At 63.7% G+C, this 22,897-nt stretch carries 23 protein-coding genes; 16 read left to right on the forward strand and 7 right to left on the reverse strand.

The genetic code is table 11. The annotated features are described in order from the left end of the window. The first annotated feature begins 38 nt into the window (after nucleotides 1-38). From B5525_RS01360 to B5525_RS01385, 6 genes are all read left to right on the forward strand, one after another. Entirely contained in the window at nucleotides 39-323 is a 285-nt protein-coding gene (locus B5525_RS01360) for a type II toxin-antitoxin system RelE/ParE family toxin (RefSeq protein ID WP_079564195.1), read from the forward strand. Then, nucleotides 295-615 carry a HigA family addiction module antitoxin gene (locus tag B5525_RS01365; protein ID WP_079564196.1) on the forward strand — a complete coding sequence of 107 codons (321 nt, stop codon included), beginning with the start codon at nucleotides 295-297 and terminating at the stop codon, nucleotides 613-615. Before B5525_RS01360 ends, B5525_RS01365 begins: the two co-directional genes overlap by 29 nt. A gap of 40 nt (nucleotides 616-655) precedes the next feature. Beyond that, nucleotides 656-1,135 carry a DUF721 domain-containing protein gene (locus tag B5525_RS01370; RefSeq protein ID WP_079564198.1) on the forward strand — a complete coding sequence of 160 codons (480 nt, stop codon included), beginning with the start codon at nucleotides 656-658 and terminating at the stop codon, nucleotides 1,133-1,135. A gap of 121 nt (nucleotides 1,136-1,256) precedes the next feature. Further along, nucleotides 1,257-1,913: a DsbA family protein gene (locus tag B5525_RS01375; RefSeq protein WP_079564200.1), complete on the forward strand. Its 657-nt coding sequence runs from the start codon at nucleotides 1,257-1,259 to the stop codon at nucleotides 1,911-1,913. Nucleotides 1,914-2,248: 335 nt separating this feature from the next. Further along, nucleotides 2,249-5,713: a chromosome segregation protein SMC gene (smc, locus tag B5525_RS01380; protein ID WP_079564201.1), complete on the forward strand. Its 3,465-nt coding sequence runs from the start codon at nucleotides 2,249-2,251 to the stop codon at nucleotides 5,711-5,713. A gap of 176 nt (nucleotides 5,714-5,889) precedes the next feature. Then, on the forward strand, nucleotides 5,890-6,867 hold the full coding sequence (locus B5525_RS01385) for a small ribosomal subunit Rsm22 family protein (protein WP_079564203.1): 978 nt from the start codon (nucleotides 5,890-5,892) through the stop codon (nucleotides 6,865-6,867). Between the two features lie 319 nt (nucleotides 6,868-7,186). Here the strand turns inward: B5525_RS01385 and B5525_RS01390 are convergent, their stop codons facing one another. Next, on the reverse strand, nucleotides 7,187-7,432 hold the full coding sequence (locus B5525_RS01390; RefSeq protein ID WP_079564204.1) for a hypothetical protein: 246 nt from the start codon (nucleotides 7,430-7,432) through the stop codon (nucleotides 7,187-7,189). A 40-nt stretch (nucleotides 7,433-7,472) separates the two neighbouring features. Further along, entirely contained in the window at nucleotides 7,473-7,985 is a 513-nt protein-coding gene (locus tag B5525_RS01395; protein WP_197687895.1) for a hypothetical protein, read from the reverse strand. A 371-nt stretch (nucleotides 7,986-8,356) separates the two neighbouring features. On the opposite strand from B5525_RS01395, the gene B5525_RS01400 reads away from it, so the two are divergent. The 4 genes from B5525_RS01400 (at nucleotide 8,357) to B5525_RS01415 (ending at nucleotide 12,040) form a co-directional block, all read left to right on the forward strand. Next, nucleotides 8,357-8,917 (forward strand): LemA family protein, encoded by a 561-nt coding sequence (locus B5525_RS01400; RefSeq protein WP_079564206.1) that lies wholly within the window; start codon nucleotides 8,357-8,359, stop codon nucleotides 8,915-8,917. A 162-nt stretch (nucleotides 8,918-9,079) separates the two neighbouring features. Next, nucleotides 9,080-10,282 (forward strand): M48 family metallopeptidase, encoded by a 1,203-nt coding sequence (locus tag B5525_RS01405; RefSeq protein ID WP_079564208.1) that lies wholly within the window; start codon nucleotides 9,080-9,082, stop codon nucleotides 10,280-10,282. A 275-nt stretch (nucleotides 10,283-10,557) separates the two neighbouring features. Beyond that, nucleotides 10,558-11,310 carry a hypothetical protein gene (locus tag B5525_RS01410; RefSeq protein ID WP_079564210.1) on the forward strand — a complete coding sequence of 251 codons (753 nt, stop codon included), beginning with the start codon at nucleotides 10,558-10,560 and terminating at the stop codon, nucleotides 11,308-11,310. Between the two features lie 61 nt (nucleotides 11,311-11,371). Then, nucleotides 11,372-12,040, forward strand: a complete 669-nt coding sequence (locus B5525_RS01415) for a hypothetical protein (protein WP_079564211.1) — start codon at nucleotides 11,372-11,374, stop codon at nucleotides 12,038-12,040. 177 nt (nucleotides 12,041-12,217) lie between these two features. Here B5525_RS01415 and B5525_RS01420 read toward each other — a convergent pair whose 3' ends face one another. The 5 genes from B5525_RS01420 to petA form a co-directional block, all read right to left on the reverse strand. After that, complete coding sequence (locus tag B5525_RS01420; RefSeq protein ID WP_079564213.1) at nucleotides 12,218-12,757, reverse strand: adenine phosphoribosyltransferase; 540 nt, start codon at nucleotides 12,755-12,757, stop codon at nucleotides 12,218-12,220. Nucleotides 12,758-12,895: 138 nt separating this feature from the next. Next, nucleotides 12,896-15,064: an anthranilate synthase component I gene (locus B5525_RS01425; protein WP_079564214.1), complete on the reverse strand. Its 2,169-nt coding sequence runs from the start codon at nucleotides 15,062-15,064 to the stop codon at nucleotides 12,896-12,898. Nucleotides 15,065-15,388: 324 nt separating this feature from the next. After that, entirely contained in the window at nucleotides 15,389-16,063 is a 675-nt protein-coding gene (locus B5525_RS01430; RefSeq protein WP_079564216.1) for a dienelactone hydrolase family protein, read from the reverse strand. Nucleotides 16,064-16,299: 236 nt separating this feature from the next. Beyond that, nucleotides 16,300-18,369 (reverse strand): cytochrome c1, encoded by a 2,070-nt coding sequence (locus B5525_RS01435; protein WP_079564217.1) that lies wholly within the window; start codon nucleotides 18,367-18,369, stop codon nucleotides 16,300-16,302. Nucleotides 18,370-18,432: 63 nt separating this feature from the next. Continuing rightward, nucleotides 18,433-18,963 carry a ubiquinol-cytochrome c reductase iron-sulfur subunit gene (gene petA, locus B5525_RS01440; protein ID WP_079564219.1) on the reverse strand — a complete coding sequence of 177 codons (531 nt, stop codon included), beginning with the start codon at nucleotides 18,961-18,963 and terminating at the stop codon, nucleotides 18,433-18,435. A gap of 282 nt (nucleotides 18,964-19,245) precedes the next feature. Here petA and B5525_RS01445 point away from each other — a divergent pair, with 282 nt between their 5' ends. The 6 genes from B5525_RS01445 (at nucleotide 19,246) to B5525_RS01470 (ending at nucleotide 22,823) form a co-directional block, all read left to right on the forward strand. Continuing rightward, nucleotides 19,246-19,716 (forward strand): tRNA (cytidine(34)-2'-O)-methyltransferase, encoded by a 471-nt coding sequence (locus B5525_RS01445; RefSeq protein WP_079564220.1) that lies wholly within the window; start codon nucleotides 19,246-19,248, stop codon nucleotides 19,714-19,716. Continuing rightward, on the forward strand, nucleotides 19,713-20,345 hold the full coding sequence (queE, locus tag B5525_RS01450; protein ID WP_079564222.1) for a 7-carboxy-7-deazaguanine synthase: 633 nt from the start codon (nucleotides 19,713-19,715) through the stop codon (nucleotides 20,343-20,345). The genes B5525_RS01445 and queE overlap by 4 nt, the downstream gene beginning before the upstream one ends. A 16-nt stretch (nucleotides 20,346-20,361) precedes the next feature. Next, a complete protein-coding gene (locus tag B5525_RS01455) occupies nucleotides 20,362-20,727 on the forward strand; it encodes a 6-pyruvoyl trahydropterin synthase family protein (protein WP_079564224.1) in 366 nt (121 codons plus the stop codon). 124 nt (nucleotides 20,728-20,851) lie between these two features. Continuing rightward, on the forward strand, nucleotides 20,852-21,739 hold the full coding sequence (hemF, locus tag B5525_RS01460) for an oxygen-dependent coproporphyrinogen oxidase (RefSeq protein ID WP_154073008.1): 888 nt from the start codon (nucleotides 20,852-20,854) through the stop codon (nucleotides 21,737-21,739). A 5-nt stretch (nucleotides 21,740-21,744) separates the two neighbouring features. Next, nucleotides 21,745-22,479, forward strand: coding sequence for an HAD family hydrolase (locus B5525_RS01465; protein ID WP_079564225.1), 735 nt, complete (start codon nucleotides 21,745-21,747; stop codon nucleotides 22,477-22,479). Nucleotides 22,480-22,604: 125 nt separating this feature from the next. Further along, the gene (locus B5525_RS01470; RefSeq protein WP_079564227.1) at nucleotides 22,605-22,823 is read left to right on the forward strand and encodes a YodC family protein; all 219 of its coding nucleotides are present in this window, start codon (nucleotides 22,605-22,607) and stop codon (nucleotides 22,821-22,823) included. Nucleotides 22,824-22,897 lie beyond the last annotated feature (74 nt).

Below are 22,897 nucleotides of genomic sequence, written 5' to 3' on the forward strand. Positions count from 1 at the left end.
GGGATTGCAGACTATGACGCGACGCGTTATGGTTTGGCATGATTCAGGGCTTTGCCGATTCCGAAGCAGAATTGATCTGGTCCGGACGCAGGAGCCGAAAATTACCGCCGGACATCCAGAATATCGCTCTAAGAAAACTGCGCCTGCTGAATCAGGCGCGCGTGCTGGGCGATCTTCGCTTGCCGCCCGGCAATCGGCTTGAGGCGCTGAAGGCAGATCGGCAAGGGCAATATTCGATCCGGATCAACGACCAGTGGCGCATATGCTTTGTTTGGGATGAAGGAGGACCGACCCATGTCGAAATCGTCGACTACCACGGCTAAAGGCGGGCTGCTTCCCAATCCCCACCCCGGCGAAATCCTTCTTGAAGAGTTTCTCAAGCCGATGGAACTCAGCCAGAACGCGCTGGCACGTGCGGTTCATGTAGCTCCGCGCCGCATCAACGAGATCGTGCTGGGCAAGCGAAATATCACCGCCGACACCGACCTGCGGCTCGCCCGCTATTTCGGCCTGTCGGAAGGGTTCTTCCTCGGGCTTCAGATGGACTACGATTTGATGCAACGGCGTCGGGAAATCGACCGCGATCTCAAGACCATCCGCCCGCGCGCGGCATGATCGGGACTGCCGCCGCAGAATGGCGGTGCTATAAGAACCTATGGCAAAGCCCGGCTACATCAGTGCAAAACCGCTTTCCGTCCTGCTCAGCGACGTGTTTTCCGACGCCTATGCCAAGCAGGGATTCGCCGCGCGGGAGTTGGTGACGCGCTGGGCTGATATCGCCGGCCCCGAAGTCGCGGCCCATTCGGAGCCCTTGAAAATCCAGTGGCCGCGGCCGGTGGAGGGGCAGCCGCAGGAACCGGCGACGCTCGTCTTGCGGGTGGAGGGTCCGATGGCGCTGGAAATCCAGCACGCCTCCGACGTCATCCTGCAGCGGGTCAACCGCTTCTTCGGCTGGAGTGCGGTGGGAAAGCTGGCGCTGCGGCAGGCGCCGCTGTCTCGCCGCAACCGGCCGGCTCCCTCCCGCGCGCCGGACCCGAAGGCGGTCGCCAAGGTCGCCGAAACCCTGTCCTCGGTCGAGGACGACGACCTGCGGGCGGCGCTGGCGCGGCTGGGCGCCCTCATCAAGCGAAATTGAGCCGGCCAAAACCGGCTGGAATTGCGGCATGCCATTGCCACACTTGTCGTTTCAAGCTAGCGAACACAACCTCTTCATTTGGGCTCTTTAGGCGTGAACGCGCCAATTTGGGAGTTTAGCTTTGATCATCACGCGCCGCGCCTTCACCGCCGCCCTGTCGCTGACCGGGCTTAGCCTGCTTGCCGGGCTTTCGCCGCTCCGGCTTATCTCGAGCGCGATGGCCCAGAGCGCATCCGATGTGGCAAAACCGGTGTCGCTGCCGGATATGGCGCTCGGGCCCGCCAACGCTTCGGTGACGATCACCGAATTCGCCTCGATGACCTGCCCGCATTGCGCGGCCTTCAACGAAACCGTGTTTCCGAAGATCAAGTCCGAATATATCGACACCGGCAAGATCCGTTATATCTTCCGGGAATTCCCGCTCGACATCAAGGCAGCTGCCGGCTCGATGCTGTCGCGCTGCATCGCCAAGGACGACGCCGCGAAATATTTCGCGGTCACCGACATGCTGTTCCGGCAGCAGAACGACTGGGTGATGAAGGACACCGCCGCATCGCTGAGCCGGATCGGCAAGCAGGCCGGTCTCAGCCAGCAGCAGGTCGACGATTGCCTGAAAGACCAGTCGCTGCTCGACAAGATCGCCGCCGACCAGAAATACGCCTCCGAGGTGCTGAAGGTGGATTCAACCCCGACCTTCTTCATCAATGGCGAGAAGATCAAGGGCGAGACCTCGTTCGACGAGTTCGACAAGAAGATCAAGTCGCTGCTGAAAAGCTGAGCGATTTCATCCGCACGGGCCGTTTTCGCGCGAATCTGGCGAGACGCCGTTCGAGGAATTCGACAAACGGATCAAATTGCGGCCGAAAGGCTGAGGCTTGGCGCGAGCACCGGCCGGGGCTTACCTGCCCCGGATAAGCCCCGCAAAAGCCTTGAGAAAAAGCTTAAGAAAAGCCTTGGGAAAAGCCCCCCGCGGCGGTTGCCCTGAGCCGCCGGCCTCGCCATTGTCGGCCCATGAGAGCCGCGGAACGCGACTCGCCCACAACACCGACATTGCCTTCTATGGTATTGTCACGGCAGGAAGATTCGCGCCCTGCCAAAAGAGAATCGTGATTCATGAAACTCACGCGCCTTCGCCTCCACGGTTTCAAGTCGTTCGTTGAACCCACTGATTTCATGATCGAACCCGGCCTCACCGGCGTGGTCGGCCCGAACGGCTGCGGCAAGTCCAATCTGGTCGAGGCGCTGCGCTGGGCGATGGGCGAGACCTCGCACAAATCGCTGCGCGCCGCCGACATGGACGCGGTGATCTTCGCCGGCTCTGGCAACCGTCCGGCGCGTAACCACGCCGAAGTCGTGATGACGATCGATAACGCCGATCGCACCGCGCCAGCCGCCGTCAACGACCGCGAGATCCTGGAAATCTCGCGTCGGATCGAGCGCGAGGCAGGCTCGGTCTATCGCATCAATGGCCGCGACGTGCGCGCCCGCGACGTGCAGATCCTGTTCGCGGATGCCGCCACCGGCGCCCGTTCGCCGGCTCTGGTTCACCAGGGCAAGATTGGCGAGATCATCCAGGCGAAACCCGAACAACGCCGCCGCGTGCTGGAAGACGCCGCCGGCGTCGCCGGGCTTCACGCCCGCCGCCATGAGGCCGAATTGCGCCTCAAGGCCGCCGAAACTAATTTGACCCGCGTCGAGGACGTGATCGGGCAATTGGCCGGACAGATGGAAGGCCTGAAGAAACAGGCCCGGCAGGCGATCCGCTACCGCGAAGTCGCGGCCAAGGTGCGCAAGGCCGAGGCGCTGCTGTTTCATCTGCGCTGGCTCGATGCCCATGCGGGCGTGGCGGAAACCACCACGGCTCACGACCTCAGCGTCCGCGAGATGGCCGAACGCACCCGCGAACAGGCCGAGGCGGCCCGTATTCAGGCCATCCGTGCTTCCGAACTGCCGGCGCTGCGCGAGGGCGAAGCCCGCGCCGCGGCCGGGCTGCAGCGGCTCACCAGCGCCCGCGAGATGCTCGATCGCGAGGAAGAGCGCGCCAAGGAGCGCGTCGCCGAGCTCGACCGCCGGCTGACGCAGTTTTCCGCCGATATCGGGCGCGAGCAGCAGCAGGCCTCCGACGCCGAGGTGGCGCTGCAGCGGCTCGATGCCGAAGACACCGAATTGAAGGACGAGATCAAGACCCGCGTCGAGAAGCGCAGCGGCGTCGATGAACGCGTCTCCGAAGCGGAGGCGACATTGGCCGCCGCCGAGCGCCTGTTCTCCGAACTGACCACCGCACTCGCCGACCTGACCGCCAAGCGCAACCAGCTCGAGGGCAACGTCCGTACCCATCGCGACCGGCTGGCGCGGCTCGACCAGGAATTCGCCAATGTCGAGCGCGACGAGCAGAAGCTCGCCGAGGAGACCAGCGGTCTCGGCGACCTCGAAGCCCTTGCGGCCGCGATGGAGACGGCGCAGCAGAGTCTTGCGGAATCCGAAAGCGCATCGCAGGAAAACGAAGCCGCTCACGTCGCCGCGCGCGCGAAGCTGGAAGCCGCCCGCTCGCCGCTGGCCGAGGCCGACAAGCGCGTGCAGCGGCTGGAGACCGAAGCGCGCACGATTTCAAAACTCGTCAACGGCGAGACCAAGAATCTGTGGCCGCCGATCATCGACGGCGTCACCGTCGCCAAGGGTTTTGAGAAGGCGCTCGGTGCTGCGCTGGGCGACGATCTCGATGCCCCGGTCGACCCCTCCGCGCCGATGCGCTGGACCAATGCCGGCGTCAGCGAGGGCGACCCCGCGCTGCCGGAAGGCGTGGACGCGCTGGCGTCCCATGTCGATGCCCCGATCGAGCTGGCGCGCCGGCTGGCGCAGATCGGCGTTGTTGCGCGCGACCGCGGCGCGGAGCTGGTGTCGCAGCTCAAGACCGGCCAGCGGCTGGTGTCGCTCGAAGGCGACGTCTGGCGCTGGGACGGATTCGTCGCGGCCGCCCATGCGCCGACCGGCGCGGCGCGGCGGCTCGCCGAGCGCGCGCGCCTCGTCGACATCGAGAACGAACTGGAGCAGGCCCGCATCGACGCCGGCACCAAGCGGCAGGCCCTGGAGACCGCCGAGGCCGCGCTAAAGGCCGCGTCCTCGGCCGAGACCTCGGCGCGCGATGCCTGGCGCGCCGCCCAGCGCGAGGCCGACTCCGCCCGCGAACGCCATGCCGCGACCGAACGCGAGATCAACCGTCACGCGGCACGGAAGTCGGCGCTCACCGAGGCGCACAGCCGAATTGCCGCCGACCGCCTCGAGGTGCAAGGCGCCCATGAGAGCGCCAATGCGGCGCTGGACGAACTGCCGCCGAGCCTCGAGACCGAAACCAGGCTCGCCGACGTGCGCACCGAGATCGACGGCCACCGAAGGCTCGCCGCACAGGTGCGCGCGGAAGCGCAGGCGCTGGCGCGCGAGGCGGAACTCGCCGATCGCCGCCTGCAGGCGATCACCGGCGAACGCAACGAATGGCAGAACCGCAAGCAAAGCGCGGCCTCGCAGATCGAAACCATCGTTGCCCGCGTCACCGAGGTCACGGCCGAGCGCGCCGAACTCGACAATGCCCCGGCCATTTTCGCGGAAAAGCGCCGCGCGCTGATCAGCGAGATAGAATCGGCCGAAACTGCCCGCCGCATCGCCGCCGACGCGTTGGCCGCCGCCGAAAGTTTGATGGCGGAAACCGACCGCGCCGCCAAGATTTCCTTGGAAGCGCTGTCGGCCGCGCGCGAGGCCACCGCGCGCGCCGAGGAACGCATGGAAGGCGCCCGGCGCCGCATCGCCGACGTCGAGCGCGAAATCCACGACATGCTGGAAGTCGAACCGCAGGCCGTGGCGGGCCTGGCCGAAATCGAGCCGGGCGCGGAACTGCCGCCGCTTGCGGAGATCGAGGAAAACCTGGAAAAACTCCGCCGCGACCGCGAGCGGCTGGGCGCCGTCAACCTGCGCGCCGAGGAAGAGCTGCGCGAGGTCGAGGCCCAGCACACCGCGCTCACCACCGAGCGCGACGATCTGGTGGAAGCCATCAAGCGGCTGCGCCAGGGCATCCAGAGCCTCAATCGCGAGGCGCGCGAGCGGCTGTTGACTTCGTTCGAAACCGTCAACGCGCATTTCAAGCGGCTGTTCGTGGAATTGTTCGGCGGCGGCGAGGCTGGGCTGCATCTGATCGAAAGCGACGATCCGCTCGAGGCCGGCCTCGAAATCATTGCAAAACCGCCCGGCAAGAAGCCGCAGACCTTGTCGCTGCTGTCCGGCGGCGAGCAGGCGCTGACCGCACTGGCGCTGATCTTCGCGGTGTTCCTCACCAACCCCTCGCCGATCTGCGTGCTGGACGAAGTCGACGCGCCGCTCGACGACCACAATGTCGAGCGGTTCTGCAACCTGCTGCACGAGATGACCTCGACCACCGATACACGCTTCATCATCATCACGCACAACCCGATCACGATGGCGCGGATGAACCGGCTGTTCGGCGTCACCATGGCCGAGCGCGGCGTCTCGCAACTGGTTTCGGTCGCGCTCGAGGAAGCCGTGAAAATCCTTGATCAGGACGTGGCGTGAGGTTACGCGGTCGTCGCCGCAAGGATTGACGTCATCATCCGCCAACGGGTCGGCGCAGCGGCGCCGCCCGATGACAGGCTCCAGCGGAATGATCCAGTACGCCGCGCCCTTCGTGTGACTCTCCGCCTTCACGGAATACTGGATGCACGGCCGGAGCAGGGCATGACGACAGACAGATGACCGCTCCCGATCTTCCCGCCGAACTCAAGGTCGCGCTCGACGCCCGGCTGCAGGGCTTTTCGCGCAACGAGGCCGCGGATGCCGCCGCGTCGATCTCCCGGACCTATCGCGACGGCGGCGGTTCGACCGCCATCCGCTCCGAGACCGACGCATTGGCCTATGCGCTGGCGCGGATGCCGGCGACCTATGCCGCGGTGACCGCAAGCCTGAACGCACTCCGCGAAATCAATCCCGGTTTCGCGCCGCAAAACCTGCTCGACGTCGGCGCCGGGCCGGGAACGGCGACCTGGGCCGCGGCGGAAACGTTTTCGTCGCTGCAAGGTTTTGCGCTGCTCGACGCCAACAGCGCCTTGCGCGCGCTGGCGCTCGATCTCGCCGGGAACAGCACACGGCTGCGCGAACTCGACTACCGCCGCGGCGAAGCCCGCGCCACGCTCGCCGCCGCCGATCCGGCCGACCTCGTGATCGCGAGCTACATGATCGGCGAGGTTGGCGAGCCCGAGCGCAGCGCGCTGATCGAGCTGATGTGGGCGAAGACCCGCGACACGCTGCTGATCGTCGAACCCGGCACGCCCGCGGGCTATGCCCGGATCATCGCGGCGAGGCAGCAGCTGATCGCAGCCGGCGCGCATGTCGCGGCCCCCTGCCCGCACGACGGCCAATGTCCGCTTTCTACGCCCGACTGGTGCCACTTCACCCAGCGGCTGCCGCGCTCGCGCGCCCACAAGCAGATCAAGGACGCCGAGCTTCCGTTCGAGGACGAGAAATTCAGCTATGTGGCGCTGACCCGTGCCCCGGTCGCTTCACGTCCCACCCGCGTACTGGCGCAGCCAATTGTCGGCAAGGTCGAGGTGACGGCCAAACTCTGCACGCCTGACGGCCTCGTCATGGCAAAAGTACCCCGCCGCGCCAAGGCGGATTACGCCCGCGCCCGGCGCTGGCGGTGGGGCGACGCCGTGATGGCGGAAGACTAGGCCGTCACAAATCGGGCCTGCTGGTACGGCTTTCGCGATGTCCGCCATGCCTCGACGGCGACCTATCGGCCCATGAATTGATATGGATCAACGCCAACGGCATTCGCTGGTTGGGAGCATGCCGGCTAAAGAACTTTGCGACCAGCGGCACCGCGTTTTCACGCAGCCAAGGTCAAAAGTGCCGGCTTGACCCTCTGCCAGCCGCTTTCCGAACAACGGACATCGTCAGGCCAGTCCGATTGGTTCGTTTTTGCATGAAGGGATATAGCGAGGAAATCGCAGCCAAGCTCAGAGCGTAAGAGGCTGCTCATGCCGTTTCTCACGAGGGTTTCCTGAACAGATATACCTCGCGCTGATTGCCTCTGTCGCGTTTACGCTCGATCTTGCCTTCGCGCACCAAGCGGTTAAGTCGGGCGCGGGTCCGGCTCTCCTCGGCGCGGATTAGCCGGGAAGTCTGCGTCACGGTCAGCCACGTGTCGGCCGGCATTTTCTCCATGATGGTAGCCTCGACGCGGCGAGCGTTAACGCCCTGCGGTGCATTGATGGCACGCTCTGACATTTTCATCGAGCCGTTTTTTTCAAGGGCGAATAGGCAGGACCGGCAATTAGGATGCGCTGTCGGACGGCGGCGCGGATTTCACCTTTTTTGGCTTCTGCGCCGTTGTCGGACCCGCAATCTTTTCGATCATTTCGTTGCAGATCTTTCGAACCTCCGCCGTCACCAGCGAACAGTCCTCAATCTCAAGGAAAATGCGCTTGGCTTCCGTTCGGTAGCGCGCCGCGGTTTCCTTCATCTCATCAATCACGGCAAGCGCATCGCGGGTCATATTCTCGCATTGTTTGACGCGCTCGATGAGTTCAAGCCCCATGGTCTCGATTTCTTTCGCAGCAGATTCGTATTCGCGGACCACCGCTTCTGCTGACAGCTTGCCTATCTCCGTGGCCCCCTCCCGGTGCTCGACATAGTCCGGCATCGAAAGGGCCGGCGCACGCACGGCAGGCGGTGCGATATCCGTCGGCTGCGCTTCGCGAACCGGCGGCCGGTTTCGGAATTCTTCTTCGATCTCGCGCTCAAGATTGATCGTGCTAAAAAGGGGGTGTTTGGTTGATTGCGCCATGGCGAATAGTCCTTGCGTTCAATGTGACGTATTGTCGATGAAATCCTTAGAAACGCGCTTTACTACTGGTTATTCGCGCATACTTCGGAGGCAAGGGGATTCGTTGGTTAAGCTTGTTAGTTAAGCTTTATGTCCGCCTGCGGGTTAATTCTGGAACCACAAAAGCTCAGGTGTTCGCGACCGCACTAACCAGCGGAGCTTCAAAAAGCATGGCAAGCATGACCCACTAGCCGAGGTACACCCACCTACCCCATTGAACTTCCTGACCTCCCCTGGCGACCAACCCGGACCGTCCCCATAGCGGGGCCGCAGACGCGCGCTTATCTTTCCTCTAGGCTGCGCCGCCTCGTCTCATCAGGAGTTAAGTGGTCATGTCAACGGGCTGGATCATTCTCGGCATCCTCGTCATTCTCGTTCTCTTCGCGCTCGGCGCCTACAACCGGCTGGTCGCGCTCAGCCAGCGGGTCGGCCAGGCCTTCGCCGACATCGACGTGCAGCTCAAGCAGCGCCACGACCTTATTCCGAACCTGGTCGAGACCGTGAAGGGCTATGCCGCGCACGAGCGCGGCACGCTCGACGAGGTGGTCAAGGCCCGCAACTCCGCGATATCGGCGCAGGGGCCGGCGCAGGTGTCGGCGGCCGAGAACCAGTTGAGCGGCGCGCTCGGCCGGCTGATCGCGCTGTCGGAGGCCTATCCGGACCTCAAGGCCAACGCCAACTTCCAGCAGCTGGCGAGCGAATTGTCCGACCTCGAGAACAAGATCGCCGCCAGCCGCCGCTTCTTCAACAACGCGGTCCAGGAATACAACACCGGCATCCAGCAGATGCCGGCCGCCCTGTTCGCCGGCATATTCGGCTTCACCCACAAGGATTTCTTCGACCTCGGTGCCTCCAGGACCGAAGTCGAGGCGGCGCCGCAGGTGAAGTTCTGAGCCGATGATTTTGTCCTGCCGTCATTCCGGGGCGATGCGAAGCATCGAACCCGGATGTGCAATTGCATATCCGGGAATCTCGCCCGAGCCACAAATCTCTGGATTCCGGGTTCGCGCTGTTAGCGCGCCCCGGAATGACTGCCTCTAGTGGAATAGCCCATCATGGCCGCGTACGGTCTCTACACGCACATCGCATCGAACAAGTTTCGTTCGATGGTGCTGCTCGCCGGCCTGTTCATGCTGTTCTATGTCGTCGTCTATGCCGGTGCGCTGATCGCGGAGGTCGTGCTCGATAGCGACCAGACGGTCAACTATTACCTGATGGCGGCGGCGCGCGACCTGGTCACGGCCTTTCCTTACGCCACGGGCGCCGCCGCGCTGTGGATCGTGATCGCCTATTTCTTCCATCAATCGATCATCGACGCCGTTACCGGCGGCGAGGACGTGACGAGACAGCAGCAGCCGCGGCTGTACAATCTGCTGGAAAACCTGTGCATCTCGCGCGGCATCCCGATGCCGAAGCTCAAGGTCATGGAGAGCGACGCGCTCAATGCGTTTGCGACCGGGCTCAACCAGCGGCAATATGCCGTCACCGTCACCACGGGACTGTTGCGGGCACTGAACGACCAGGAGATCGAGGCGGTGCTCGGCCACGAACTCACCCACATCCGCAACGGCGACGTGCAGATGATGGTGGTCGCGGTGATCATCGCCGGCGTGGTCGGCTTCTTCGGCGAGTTGTTCTTTCGGAGTTTTACCAATTTTGGCTATTACGGCGGCGGCTCGTGGTCGTCTTCATCGTCGTCGTCTTCCTCGTCCTCCTCATCCGATGGCAACCGCAAGAGTTCCGGCGGCGGCGCCGTCGTTGTGATCATCCTCGCGGTCGCGCTGATCGCGCTGGCCTGGCTGTTGTCCCAGCTCGTGAAACTGGCGTTGTCGCGCTCGCGCGAGCTCTTGGCCGACGCCGGATCGGTCGAACTGACCAAGAACCCGGACGCCATGATCTCGGCGCTGCGCAAGATCGAGAACCGCGGCGAACTTCCCGGCGCCACCTCGGCGGTGATGGAATTATGCGTCGACAACCCGCGCGAGGGCTTTTCCGACCTGTTCGCTACCCATCCTTCCGTGGAATCCCGGGTTCAGGCGCTGGTGAAATACGCCGGCGGTCACGATCCCGGACCGCTGGCGCTGCCGTCGGACGTGCCGGATGCGCCAGACGATCAGGACCAGCCGGCGGACGGCAGAACCGCGCCGCCCCTGCCATCCGGCCCGTGGAGCGACGCCGGCGCATCGCAGGACGCCTCCCACGCGCCTTCACATGGTCCTTGGGGCGATCCTCCCCCCGGTCCGTCGGTCCGCCGCTAGGGCTCCGGGAACGTTGGCCGGCTTCGACTATCTCTCCGGCTTAAGAAAATCCGCGGAATAGTCCGCGACGCCTGCCGAATGATTTGAATTCTCCCTTGTTTCTGCCATGTTCGCCCCCAAAGCAGGGACAGAGTCGCACCGATCGGGAACTATCGCGATCGGCCGGGGGATTGAAGCAGCGCGTGATCCACAGCAATGGCCGGTTTTCTCGCAAACAAACGGCCTAGTTTGTTCTAGGATCATGCGTCTGACAAATGGGCGGGTAAGGGAAGTTCATGGCGAAGCCAGTTGTGATTGTGGTGGGTGCTGACAAGGGCGGGGTCGGCAAAACCACCGTCTCGCGTACCCTGCTTGACTATTTCAGCGCCAATAATGTGCCCACCCGCGCCTTCGATACCGAATCCCCGCGCGGCACGCTGATGCGTTTTCACCCCGACATCACCGAGATCGTCGACATGACGACGACGGTGGACCAGATGAAGATCTTCGATACGCTCAGCGCCGGCCCCTCCGTCACCGTGATCGACGTCCGCGCCGGCCTGTTGTCGCCGGCGCTCGCCTCCTTGCGCGACATCGGCTTTCTCGACGCTGCCAAGTCCGGCCAGATCACCTTTGCCGTGTTCCATATCCTGGGCCCCTCGATCGCCTCGCTGGACGAGATCGCCGAGACCGCGAATTTCATGGTCGGCGCGAAATATTTCCTGGTGAAGAATTTCATCAACAACACCAGCTTCTTCGAATGGGACCAGGCGACCTACAATTCCTATTTCCACCGCATCAAGGACGCCACCGAGCTCACCATCCCCAAGCTCAACGAGATGGCCTATGAGCAGGTCGAGGTTGCCTCGGTGCCGTTCCTGAAATTCGTCGCCAACAAGGGCGCCCACGACGAGGCCGCGAACTATTCTTTCGTGCTGCGCGGCTATGTGCGCCACTGGCTGGCCAATGTCTGGAGCGAATTCGACCGCATCAAGCTGACCGACCTGGTCGGCTCCGGCAAACCGCTGGCGCGCAGCGGCGAAAAATAATTTCGCCGGTCCGGCGCTAATTGGCTGGATCGGGCGCCGATTTCGCCTGATATAGCGTGGGATGCAAACCACGCCCGTCTACATCGTCTGTTCACCCCGCCCGCTGGTCGGCAAGACGCTGATCGCGCGGCAGCTGAGCGAGTTTCTAAAGCTCAAGAACGGCGACGTGGCGGCTTTCGACATCAACCTGAAAGAGCCGTCGCTGCTCGAATACCTGCCGGACCTGACCGAGACCGCCGAGGTCGAGGATACCTACGGCAAGATGACGCTGATGGACCGCATCATCGTCAATGACGGGATCGCCAAGGTGATCGATCTCGGCTTTCACGCCTTCGACGAGTTCTTCAAGATGTCCGACGAAATCGGGTTCATGAAGGAGGCGGCGCGGCGCGGCGTCACGCCCGTCATCCTGTTCGTTGCCGATACCGACCGGGTCTCGGCGCGCGGCTATGCCACGCTGGCCGAGCAGATCCCCAGGAACGCGCTGATCGTCGTCGACAACGAATTCGTGGTGCGCGGCGAACTGCCCGAAGCCATGACGCAGGGCCGCATCCTGCGCATCGCCGCTCTGCCGACTTTCCTCAAAACCTATGTCGACCGGCTGACCTTCACGTTCACCGGCTATTTGCGCAGCGAGCGGGATTCATCGACCGAGCTGCATCAATGGATCCGCCGCAATTATCTCAGCTTCCGCGAACTGGAGCTGAGGCTGATCCTGCAGCAGTCATGAGACGATAAACTATTTATCGTCGTCCCGGCCAAAGTGAAGCGCGAACCGGGACCCGTACGCCGCGGCTTCTCGTTAGGCACAGGTCGCAGCCACCTTCATTCAACACCAGAGGCCGGTGGTCATGGGTCCCTGCTTTCGCAAGGACGACGCGCGCATGGGTTCTCGCCTTGAAGAAAACTAATGCCCCTCGAACGACATCAGCGTTCGCACCGGCACGTCCATCGCCCGCAATTTCGCCGCGCCGCCGAGATCCGGCAGGTCGATGATGAAGCAGGCTGCCACCACATTGGCGCCGATCTGGCGCATCAGCTTGACGGCGCCCTCGGCGGTGCCGCCGGTCGCGATCAAATCGTCGACCAGGATCACGCGCTCGCCGGGATGGATGGCGTCGGCGTGCATCTCCATCTCGTCGAGGCCGTATTCCAGCGAATAGGCGATCCGCACCGTGGTGTGCGGCAGCTTGCCCCGTTTGCGGATCGGCACGAAGCCAGCGGAGACCTGATGCGCCACTGCGCCGCCCAGAATAAAACCGCGTGCCTCGATGCCCGCGACCTTGTCGATCTTGTTGCCCGCCCAGGGCTGCACCAGTTCGTCGACCGCGCGGCGGAACGCGCGCGCGTCGCCGAGCAGCGTGGTGATGTCGCGAAACAGGATACCGGGCTTCGGATAGTCCGGAATGGTGCGGACGGCAGCCTTCAAATCATATTCAAACGTCATCGATGTCTCTTTTCTGTCTTTTCGTCATTGCGAGCCAACGTGTCGGCGCGAAGCGCCGCCCGATGATAAACTCTGCGAAGCAAGCGGCAGGCAAGGATGGATTGCTTCGTCGCACGTGCTCCTCGCAATGACGTCGCTTCAATAGTTGACCGGCACACCCAGCCGGAACGCGTTTTCCACGATGCGCAGGCCGACTTCGCCGCCGAGCGACATCAGCGATTCCGGATGAAACTGCACGCCGCCGACCGGCAGGGTCTTGTGTTCGATCGCCATCGCGAGGCCGTCCTCGGTGCTCGCGGTCACGCTGAGCACCTCGGGCATGCTGTCGCACTCGACATAGAGCGAATGATAACGGCCGATCACGATCTCATCGGGCAGGTTCTGCATCAGCCGCCCGCCCCTGACCTCGACCTGGGAGGGGCGGCCATGCGCGGGCTGGCTGAGCTGGCCGAGCTGACCGCCGAAATATTCCCCGATCGCCTGCACGCCGAGACAGACGCCGAAGATCGGCAGCTTCTTCGCAAGCGCCGCATCGATGGTCCTGGAAATCGCAAAATCCTCCGGCCGGCCCGGGCCCGGCGACAGCACCAGCAGATCCCACGGCTTCTGCTTGAGCATGTCGAGCGCATGAACGTGCCGGACCACGGTGACGCTGGCGCCGACCTGCCGGAAATAATCCGCCAGCATGTGCACGAAACTGTCGTCGTGATCGATCAGCAGCACCTGCTTGCCGGAGCCGGTGGCATCCGGCGCGAACGCCGACAGCGGCTTTGGCGGATCGCCGCGCAGCGCCTGAAACAGGGCCGCCGCCTTGACTTGGCATTCCCTGTCTTCGGCGGCGGGATCGGAATCGAACAAACAGGTGGCGCCGACCCGCACCTCGGCAAGGCCGTCCTTCATCCTTATGGTGCGGATGGTCAGCCCGGTATTGATGCTGCCGTCGAAATTCACCGCACCAATCGCGCCGGCATACCAGCGCCGCGACGAGCGCTCGTGGTCCTCGACGAACTGCATCGCCCATAATTTCGGCGCGCCGGTCACCGTGACCGCCCATGCATGGGTGAGGAACGCGTCGAGCGAGTCGAAGCCCGGCCGCAGCATGCCCTCGACGTGATCGACGGTGTGAAACAGCTTTGAGTAGGTCTCGATCTGGCGCCGCGCCAGCACCTTGATCGTGCCGGGCACGCAGACCCGCGCCTTGTCGTTGCGGTCGACGTCGGTGCACATGTTGAGTTCGAATTCGTCTTTTTCGGAATTCAGGAGCTGCCGGATCTGCTCGGCGTCGCCGATCGCATCGACGCCGCGCGCGATGGTGCCGGAGATCGGACAGGTCTCGACCCGCCTGCCGTCGGAGCGCACGAACATCTCGGGCGATGCCGAGACCAGGAACTCGCCCTCGCCGAGATTCATCAGCGCGCCATAGGGCGACGGGTTGATCCGGCACAACCGCTGGAACACTTCGGCCGGCGAGCGCTCGCAAGGCTCGGCGAATAACTGCCCCGGCACCGCCTCGAACAGATCGCCGCGCGCAAAGGCGGCGCGCGCGGTCTCCACCGTCGCCTGATATTCGCCGGGCGCGTGATCGGCAAATCCCTGCCGCCGCGTCTTGGCGTAGACGCTTTCTGCGGTGTCGCGCGGCAGACCTTCGGACGACTTTCCCTTCCAGGAGAACTCGTAGCTCAGCACCACGCCGCGGCCGGTGGCGCGGTCATAGGCCAGAAGGCGATCCGGCACGTAGAGCACGATGTCGCGCTGGTCGCTCTCGCGCGGGCGCTTCTGCACGAGGTCCTCGATCTGGAACACCAGATCGTAGGCGAAGGCGCCGAACAGGCCGAGCATCGGATCGTCATTGGCGCCGAACGCGGCCACGAGATCGCGTACCAGCGACATCACGCTGGCGCGACGGGTGCGCTGGTCCTCATCCACCGGTGCCGCGCCGCGCAGGATATGACCTTTGAGCCGGGACGCATTTTTCTCCGTGATGACGACGCAGGGTTCGCTGATGATTTCGGCGAGGAAGGCGATCAGCACCTCGCCGCGCGCGTTCAGCGCTTCGAGCTCGAAATCGGCCCCCCTGGTGACCAGCCGCAGCGGCGGATCGGAAAAGCCGAGATCGAAGCTCTCGTAGCGGCCCGGTACCGTGGTGCCCGACGACAGCACCACGCCCGGCCGGCGATCAAGCAGGTCGATCAGGTCATCGAGCCGGTTGGCGCCGCCGGAAAACTGCTCCACCGACCGCGTCACCGCGAGCCCGCCGCGGGTGCGATATTCGGACCGGGCCGGCAGGGAAAAGGCTGTCCTGTTCATGTGATCCTCTTACGAAACTTGCCGAGGGAACGCCACACAGGACAAACGAAAAGGCCGTCGCGCTGCGATGACGGCCTCGAACGATCGGGAAAGATGAAATCGCACCGGCCACCTCTTCAGGAGGTGCGCCACCACAGACGGGGGTTGCGGACGACGGTGTTCATGGCCTGCAAAACACCATGGCCGGGCTGCGACGTCAAGGGTACGCCGGTGCCGCCGGGACGGTCAGCCCTCTCCCCCGCTTGCCGGGTGATGCCGGGAACGTTCCCGTGGTGGGATGGGGTGAGCAAGAGCCGAACGCTAACACTCGTCGTCCCGGCGAACTCACCCCAGATGCTTCCTGAAAAACTCCGTCGCCCTGCCCCAGGCGAGTTCGGCGGACTGCCGATCGTGCACCGACAGCCGCTGCTCGTTGCCGAAGCCGTGTTCGGCGTCATAGCGGAACAGCTCGAGCGACTTGCCGGCGGCCTTCATCGCCTTTTCGAAGCCGTCAACCAATTGCGGCGTGCACCAGTCGTCCTTGTTGGCGAAATGCGCCTGCAGCGGAACCTTGACGTCGGCGGGCTTGGCCGCCTGTTCCGGCGGGATGCCATAAAACACCACGCCCGCGGTCAGTTCAGGAATCTTGGTGGCGCCGATGATGGTGACCGCCCCGCCGAGGCAGAAGCCGGTCAGACCGACCTTGGCGCCGTTGCGGCCGAGATATTGCGCGGCGCCGCGCACCGTCTGCGTGGTGGCGTCCATGAAATCCAGCGAGTTCATCTCTTTGCCGGCCGCATCGGTGTCGTGATACGGGACTACCTTGCCCTTGTAGAGATCGGGCGCCAGCGCGTCGAAACCGGCCAGCGCGAAGCGGTCGCACATGCCCTTGATCTGGTCCTGAAGTCCCCACCATTCCTGGATCACGACCACGCCCGGCGCGTTGCCGCGCGCGGCGTTGGCGAGATAGCCGCCGGCGTCCTTGCCGTCCGGGCGCTTGAACGAGATGCTGGTACCCATGGGTTCCTCCGGTAATCTTTTTGCGGGCCGATCGGCCGCTATTTTGGCTGCTGTGCGGCCACAACGCAAATCACAGTCCGTCATTCCGGGGCGATGCGAAAGCATCGAACCTCAGGTGCGCAATTGCGCATCTGAGGTCTGGTGCTGGCGCACCATCCCGGAATGACATCAACCACAGCCCAACAAAAAAGCCCCCGCAGGGGCTTTTTCAAATTCATGTCGTCACAGCCGCATCATCAGTGCGCGTCGGCCCAGACCTTCTTCTTGGTGAAGTAAAGCAGGCCCGTGAGCAGGATCAGGAAAACGAACACCTGCATGCCGATCCGCTTGCGCGCCTCCATGTGCGGCTCGGCGGCCCACATCAGGAAGGTGGTGACGTCCTTGGAGTATTGCGCCACCGTCGCCGGCGAGCCGTCGTCGAAGGTAACCTGGCCGTCGCTGAGCGGCTTCGGCATCTTGATGGAATGGCCGGGGAAATATTTGTTGTAGTAGGAGCCGTCGGGGATGGTCACGCCGGCCGGCGGTTTTTCCTCAAACCCCTGCAGGATGGCGTCGACGTAGTTCGGGCCCTGCTCCTGGAACTGGGTGAAGAAGTCGAAGATGAACCAGGGGAAGCCACGTTCATAGGAACGCGCCTTGGTGATCAGCGACAGATCGGGCGGCAATGCCCCGCCATTGGCCACGCGCGCGGCCTGGTCGTTGGGGAACGGCGACGGGAAGTAGTCGGCCGGCCGGCCCGGCCGCTCGAACATTTCGCCCTGATCGTTGGGGCCGTCCTTGATCTTGTATTCGGACGCGAACGCCGCCACCTGCGCCGTCGTATAGCCGGGACCGCCGGGATCGGCGAGGTTGCGGAACGCGATATAGGACAGCGAGTGACAGGCCGAGCAGACTTCCTTGTAGACCTTCAGGCCCCGCTGCATCGACCCGACATCGAACTTGCCGAACGGACCGGCGAACGACCATTTCTGCGATGGCGGGACTTCCTGCTCCTCGGCGCGGGCGTTTTGCACGCTTCCGGCGAGTAGCCCGCCGGCAACCACGAGCGCGATCACCGTGGAAACCATCGGCGCGGTCTTGCTGCCGGTCTTGGCCAGCACGTCGTCGGCGATCGAATTCGGCACCGGCCGCGGCGTCTCGATCCGGCTGAGCAGCGGCAGCAGGATTAGGAAATAGGCGAAGTAGCAGAAGGTCAGGATGCGGCCGGCGATCACGTAGATGCCTTCCGGCGGCTGCGCGCCGAGATAGCCGAGCAGCACGCAGACGATAACGAAGACCCAGAAGAACTGCTTCGCCAGCGGACGATACTTCGACGACCTGGTCTTGGCGGTATCGAGCCAGGGCAGGAACGCCAGCACGAGGATCGCCGAGAACATCGCGATCACGCCCGCGAGCTTGTTCGGGATCGAGCGCAAGATCGCGTAGAACGGCAGGTAGTACCACTCCGGAACGATGTGCTGCGGCGTCACGCCGGGATTGGCGGGAATGTAGTTGTCGGCGTCGCCGAGATAGTTCGGCATGTAGAAGATGAACCAGGCAAAGAAGATCAGGAAGCAGCAGGTGCCGAACAAATCCTTGATGGTCGCATAGGGCGTGAACGGCAAGGTGTCCTTTTCGGTCTTCGCTTCCACGCCGGCCGGATTGTTCTGCCCCGCGACATGCAGCGCCCAGATGTGCAGCACCACCACGCCGGCGATCACGAACGGCAGCAGATAATGCAGCGAGAAGAAGCGGTTCAGCGTCGGATTGCCGACCGAATAGCCGCCCCACAACAGCGTCACGATGCTCTCGCCGAAATAGGGCACGGCGGAGAACAGATTGGTGATGACGGTGGCGCCCCAGAAGCTCATCTGGCCCCACGGCAGCACGTAGCCCATGAAGCCGGTGGCCATCATCAAGAGGTAGATGATGACGCCGAGGATCCAGAGGATTTCGCGCGGCTCCTTGTACGAACCGTAATAGAGCCCGCGGAACATGTGGATGTAGACCGCGAAGAAGAACATCGATGCGCCGGCCGCGTGCGTGTTGCGCAACAGCCAGCCGTAATTGACGTCGCGCACGATGCCTTCGACCGACTTGAAGGCCATGGTGGCCTCCGGCGTGTAGTGCATCGCCAGGATAACGCCGGTCAGGATCTGCACGCCGAGCATCAGCGAGAGGATGGCGCCGAAGGTCCACCAGTAGTTCAGGTTGCGCGGCGTCGGATAGGCCACGAACGAGGAATGGACGAGACCCATAATCGGCAGGCGCCGCTCAATCCACTTCAAGGCAGGATTGGTCGGCTGGTAGTCGGATGGTCCGCTCATGATGCGATCCTGAGGAAATAAGACGACGCGACGGGCTCAAAGTCTCGGAAGCAGCTCCGAGACTCAGCCGATCTGGATTTTGCCATCGGAAACGAACTGATAGGGCGGCACCGCCAGATTGAGGGGTGCGGGTCCCTGGCGAATGCGACCGGAGGAGTCGTATTGCGAACCGTGACAGGGGCAGAAGAAGCCGTCGTAATTGCCCTCGTGGGCGATCGGGATGCAGCCGAGATGGGTACAGATGCCAATCACGACCAGCCACTGGTCATGGCCTTCCTTGACCCGAGCCTGGTCGGATTGCGGATCGGGCAGGCTCGAGACGGGCACGCTGCGGGCCTCGTCGATCTGCTTCTTGGTGCGGTGGCTGATGTAGATCGGCTTGCCCCGCCAGAACACCTTGATGTCCTGCCCTTCGGCAATCGGCGTCAGATCGACCTCGATCGGCGCACCCGCCGCAATCGTCGAGGCATCCGGATTCATTTGGGAAACCAGCGGCCAGACCGTGGCCGCGGCGCCGACGGCGGCAGCCGCTCCCGTTGCAACAAAGAGGAAATCACGGCGTGTTGGATGATCCGCCGAAGACGCTGTCGTCACGATTCCAAACCCTTTCCCAAGCTGCAGCCGGTGGAACCGCCCCAGGCACGCATCAACGACACCCAAGGGAGGCTGCCGGCGCCCGCGACCCCCGCGGCGGCAGAAAGACCATTTTTCGCCGGCAGTCCGCCAGTGAGAAGCAGTCCAGAATCGTTCTATTGGCACCCTTGCCGGAAGAGCGCAAGCCCGCTATCGGCTGGCCAGCGTGCAATGCACTCATTCCGCGCAGAGCCGCTGTTTATTCAGACATTTCATGGGGAGACCGGAAGGGCCGCCACGACAATGCAGATTGCGCTTTTCCAGCCCGATATTCCCCAGAACGCCGGGACGATTCTGCGTCTCTGCGCCTGCCTCGACGTGGCCGCCCACATTATCGAGCCCGCCGGCTTTCCGGTGTCTGACCGCCATTTCCGCCGGGCCGGCATGGACTATCTCGACCAGGTGACCATCATGCGCCACGATTCCTGGCCAAAATTCGAGCAATGGCGCAAGGACGGGGGATACCGGCTGGTCCTGTTCACGACCAAGGGCGACTGTTCCTATCTTGATTATCGCTACAGCGCGTCCGACATCCTCCTATTCGGACGCGAATCCGCAGGCGTTCCCGACGAGGTCGCTGGCGTCGCCGACGCCCGGCTGGTAATCCCGATCAAGCCCGGCCTGCGCTCGCTGAATATCGCCGTCGCATCGGCGATGGCGTTGGGCGAGGCGCTGCGGCAAACCGGTTCCGCACCCAAGGAGGCGGCGCGGTGAGCTACGCGGTCAAGGAAATATTTCTCACCTTGCAGGGCGAAGGCGCGCATGCCGGCCGCGCGGCGGTGTTTTGCCGGTTCTCGGGCTGCAACCTCTGGAGCGGCCGCGAGCAGGACCGCGCCGGCGCGACCTGCAAATTCTGCGACACGGATTTTGTTGGAACCGACGGCACGCTCGGCGGGCGCTATGCGACGTCGGACGATCTGGCCGACGCCGTCGCCAGCCAATGGGCGGGAGAGCGCCGCTACCGCTACGTGGTTCTGACCGGCGGCGAGCCACTGCTGCAGGTCGACGCCGAGCTGATCGATGCGCTGCGCGCGCGCGGCTTTGCGATCGGCCTCGAAACCAACGGCACGATCGAACTGCCCGACGGCGTCGACTGGGTCTGCGTCAGTCCCAAAGCCGGCGCGGAATTGCGGGTACGGCGGGGCGACGAGCTCAAACTGGTCTATCCACAGGCCGGCGCCATGCCGCCGGCCTTCGCCGATCTCGCCTTCGAGCGCTTCTCGCTGCAGCCGATGGATGGGCCGGACGTCGCCGCCAACACCGAGCGCGCCGTCAATTATTGCATGCGCCATCCGCAATGGCGGCTCAGCGTGCAGACGCACAAGACCCTTGGTATCAGATAAAGGTTGGATTTTTGGAATGTGGGAACTGACGAAATCGTTCCGGTTCGAGGCGGCCCATGCGTTGCCGGGAACGACATTGGGCGCGGCAAGCGAGGAGATCCACGGCCACTCGTTTCGCGCCGAGGTTACCGTGCGCGGCACGCCCGATCCCGCGACGGGGATGGTGCTCGATCTCGGCCTGCTCCAGCGCAACATCGCGGAGGTGCAAAAGATGCTGGACCACAAGCTGCTCAACAAGATCGAGGCGCTCGGGGCCCCGACCCTGGAGAACCTGTCGCGCTTCGTCTGGGAACGGGTCCAGCACGCGGGGCGGATCACGCGGGTCAGCATCCACCGCGACAGCTGCGACGAAAGCTGCACCTATTACGGCCCGCAGGGCTAAGTTGGTACCTGTCGTCATGGCGAGGAGCGTTAGCGACGAAGCAATCCATAGCTGCAACAACGAATGGATCGCTTCGTCGCTTGGGCTCCTCGCCATGACGGAGAATAAACGCTAGGAATTCCCGATGGACATGTCCGTGATCGAGGGCCACAAGGCGCGCGCGCGAAACTGGTTCGAGCGCCTGCGCGACGACATCTGCGCGGCCCTCGAGAGGCTCGAGGACGAGGCGCCGGCATCGCTCTGTCCGGGCGACGCCGGCCGCTTCGTGCGCACGCGCTGGGACCGCACCGACCATACCGGCGCGCCCGGCGGCGGCGGGGTGATGAGCGTGATGCGCGGACGGCTGTTCGAGAAGGTCGGCGTGCACTGCTCGACCGTGTACGGCGAATTCGCCCCGGAATTCCGCGCGCAAATTCCCGGTGCGGCCGAGGATCCGCGCTTCTGGGCCTCGGGCATCTCGCTGATCGCGCATCTGCGCAATCCGAACATCCCGGCGGTGCATATGAACACCCGCTTCGTCGTCACCACCAAGGCCTGGTTCGGCGGCGGCGCCGACCTGACGCCGGTACTCGACCGGCGGCGGACCCAGGACGATCCCGACACGGTCGCCTTCCACGCCGCGATGCAGTCCGCCTGCGACGCGCACCCCGCGGTCGCGAGCTACCCGAAATACAAGAAATGGTGCGACGAATATTTCTATCTGCCGCACCGCAAAGAGCCGCGCGGCATCGGCGGCATCTTCTACGACTGGCACGACTCTGGTGACTGGGACGCCGACCTCGCCTTCACCCAGGACGTCGGCCGTGCCTTTCTCAAGGTCTATCCCGAACTGGTCCTACGCAATTTCGAGGCGCCATGGACGGCGGATGACCGCGAAGAACAATTGATCCGGCGCGGGCGCTATGTCGAATTCAATCTGCTCTACGACCGCGGCACCATTTTTGGCTTAAAGACCGGCGGGAATGTCGAATCGATCCTGTCCTCGATGCCCCCGGAAGTGAAGTGGCCGTAAAGACAATGACGCAACTGCCCCGCGCGATGCTGATCGACATGGACGACACCATCCTGTCGGCCTATGGCCGGCCCAATATCGCCTGGAACAAGGTCGCGGCTGAGTTTGCCGCCGAGTTTGGCTCGATCCCCTCGAAACAGGTCGCCGCGGCGGTCGTGGAATATGCGCGAGGGTTCTGGGCCACGGCAGACGCCGAGTGGCGGCTCAAGCTCGAGGAGGCCCGGCACGTGGTGGTTCGGGGCGGATTTGCCGCCCTTGCCAAACAGGGCCATAAGCCGCTGTCATCGGACCTTGCGGTCCGGCTCGCCGATCGCTTTCACGCCTATCGCGAAGAGGAAATGTTCGTGTTCCCGGGCGCCCATGATGCGATCGATTCCTTGAGGGCGCTTGGGGTGAAACTGGCGCTGGTGACCAATGGCGCCGCCGGCCCGCAACGCGCCAAGGTCGAGCGCTTCGCGCTGACGCATCGCTTCGATCATATCCAGATCGAAGGCGAGCATGGCTTCGGCAAACCGGAACAGCGCGCGTATTTGCACGCCATGCAGGCGCTCGGCGTCAACGCGCCCGAGACCTGGATGGTCGGCGACAATCTGGAGTGGGAGGTCGAGGCGCCGCAGCGCCTCGGCATCTACGCCATCTGGATCGACGTGCACGGCGAAGGCCTGCCGGCGGATTCCAGCATCAAGCCCGATCGCATCATCCGCTCGCTGACAGAATTGCTGCCTCTCGAGCGCGGATAGCGGCCGTCCCCGGAGCTTGCTCCGTCCGCCGAAAATGATCGGCCGTGATCGGCCTGTCATCACAGACTGGTAGCTGTAGAGACTGGTGGCTGTGCGTAGCGTCAATCAACGCGGAGAGAAAAATCATGGACTTGAAACCAGGCGACGTCGTCATCCTGAAATCCGGCGGTCATCCAATGACGGTGGGGGAAGTCAACGGCGATACCATCCTGTGCGTCTGGATGGGCGGCGAAGGCGACCTGTTCCGCGAGACGCTTCCGGTTGCCGTGCTGGAACTGGCGGAGATCGAAGTTTCGGATGAAGAAGAGGAGGAAGAAGGCGAAGAGGAGGAAGACGAAGAGTGAGGACGAAAGCGTCCCTAAGAGCCGCAAGAAGGGCAACGCTGCCTGAGGATGGTCGCAGCCCCTCCCAACTGCTT

Origin of the sequence: Bradyrhizobium erythrophlei, assembly GCF_900129505.1 — a bacterium.
Taxonomy (GTDB): Bacteria; Pseudomonadota; Alphaproteobacteria; order Rhizobiales; family Xanthobacteraceae; genus Bradyrhizobium; species Bradyrhizobium erythrophlei_D.

Excerpts from the sequence above, each read along its gene's own strand:
- B5525_RS01360 (WP_079564195.1), top strand. The coding sequence starts at position 39 with ATGATTCAGGGCTTTGCCGATTCCGAAGCAGAATTGATCTGGTCCGGA.
- B5525_RS01365 (WP_079564196.1), top strand. The coding sequence starts at position 295 with ATGTCGAAATCGTCGACTACCACGGCTAAAGGCGGGCTGCTTCCCAAT.
- B5525_RS01370 (WP_079564198.1), top strand. The coding sequence starts at position 656 with ATGGCAAAGCCCGGCTACATCAGTGCAAAACCGCTTTCCGTCCTGCTC.
- smc (WP_079564201.1), top strand. The coding sequence starts at position 2,249 with ATGAAACTCACGCGCCTTCGCCTCCACGGTTTCAAGTCGTTCGTTGAA.
- B5525_RS01385 (WP_079564203.1), top strand. The coding sequence starts at position 5,890 with ATGACCGCTCCCGATCTTCCCGCCGAACTCAAGGTCGCGCTCGACGCC.
- B5525_RS01390 (WP_079564204.1), bottom strand. The coding sequence starts at position 7,432 with ATGAAAATGTCAGAGCGTGCCATCAATGCACCGCAGGGCGTTAACGCT.
- B5525_RS01395 (WP_197687895.1), bottom strand. The coding sequence starts at position 7,985 with ATGGCGCAATCAACCAAACACCCCCTTTTTAGCACGATCAATCTTGAG.
- B5525_RS01400 (WP_079564206.1), top strand. The coding sequence starts at position 8,357 with ATGTCAACGGGCTGGATCATTCTCGGCATCCTCGTCATTCTCGTTCTC.
- B5525_RS01405 (WP_079564208.1), top strand. The coding sequence starts at position 9,080 with ATGGCCGCGTACGGTCTCTACACGCACATCGCATCGAACAAGTTTCGT.
- B5525_RS01410 (WP_079564210.1), top strand. The coding sequence starts at position 10,558 with ATGGCGAAGCCAGTTGTGATTGTGGTGGGTGCTGACAAGGGCGGGGTC.
- B5525_RS01415 (WP_079564211.1), top strand. The coding sequence starts at position 11,372 with ATGCAAACCACGCCCGTCTACATCGTCTGTTCACCCCGCCCGCTGGTC.
- B5525_RS01420 (WP_079564213.1), bottom strand. The coding sequence starts at position 12,757 with ATGACGTTTGAATATGATTTGAAGGCTGCCGTCCGCACCATTCCGGAC.
- B5525_RS01425 (WP_079564214.1), bottom strand. The coding sequence starts at position 15,064 with ATGAACAGGACAGCCTTTTCCCTGCCGGCCCGGTCCGAATATCGCACC.
- B5525_RS01430 (WP_079564216.1), bottom strand. The coding sequence starts at position 16,063 with ATGGGTACCAGCATCTCGTTCAAGCGCCCGGACGGCAAGGACGCCGGC.
- B5525_RS01435 (WP_079564217.1), bottom strand. The coding sequence starts at position 18,369 with ATGAGCGGACCATCCGACTACCAGCCGACCAATCCTGCCTTGAAGTGG.
- B5525_RS01445 (WP_079564220.1), top strand. The coding sequence starts at position 19,246 with ATGCAGATTGCGCTTTTCCAGCCCGATATTCCCCAGAACGCCGGGACG.
- B5525_RS01455 (WP_079564224.1), top strand. The coding sequence starts at position 20,362 with ATGTGGGAACTGACGAAATCGTTCCGGTTCGAGGCGGCCCATGCGTTG.
- hemF (WP_154073008.1), top strand. The coding sequence starts at position 20,852 with ATGGACATGTCCGTGATCGAGGGCCACAAGGCGCGCGCGCGAAACTGG.
- B5525_RS01465 (WP_079564225.1), top strand. The coding sequence starts at position 21,745 with ATGACGCAACTGCCCCGCGCGATGCTGATCGACATGGACGACACCATC.
- B5525_RS01470 (WP_079564227.1), top strand. The coding sequence starts at position 22,605 with ATGGACTTGAAACCAGGCGACGTCGTCATCCTGAAATCCGGCGGTCAT.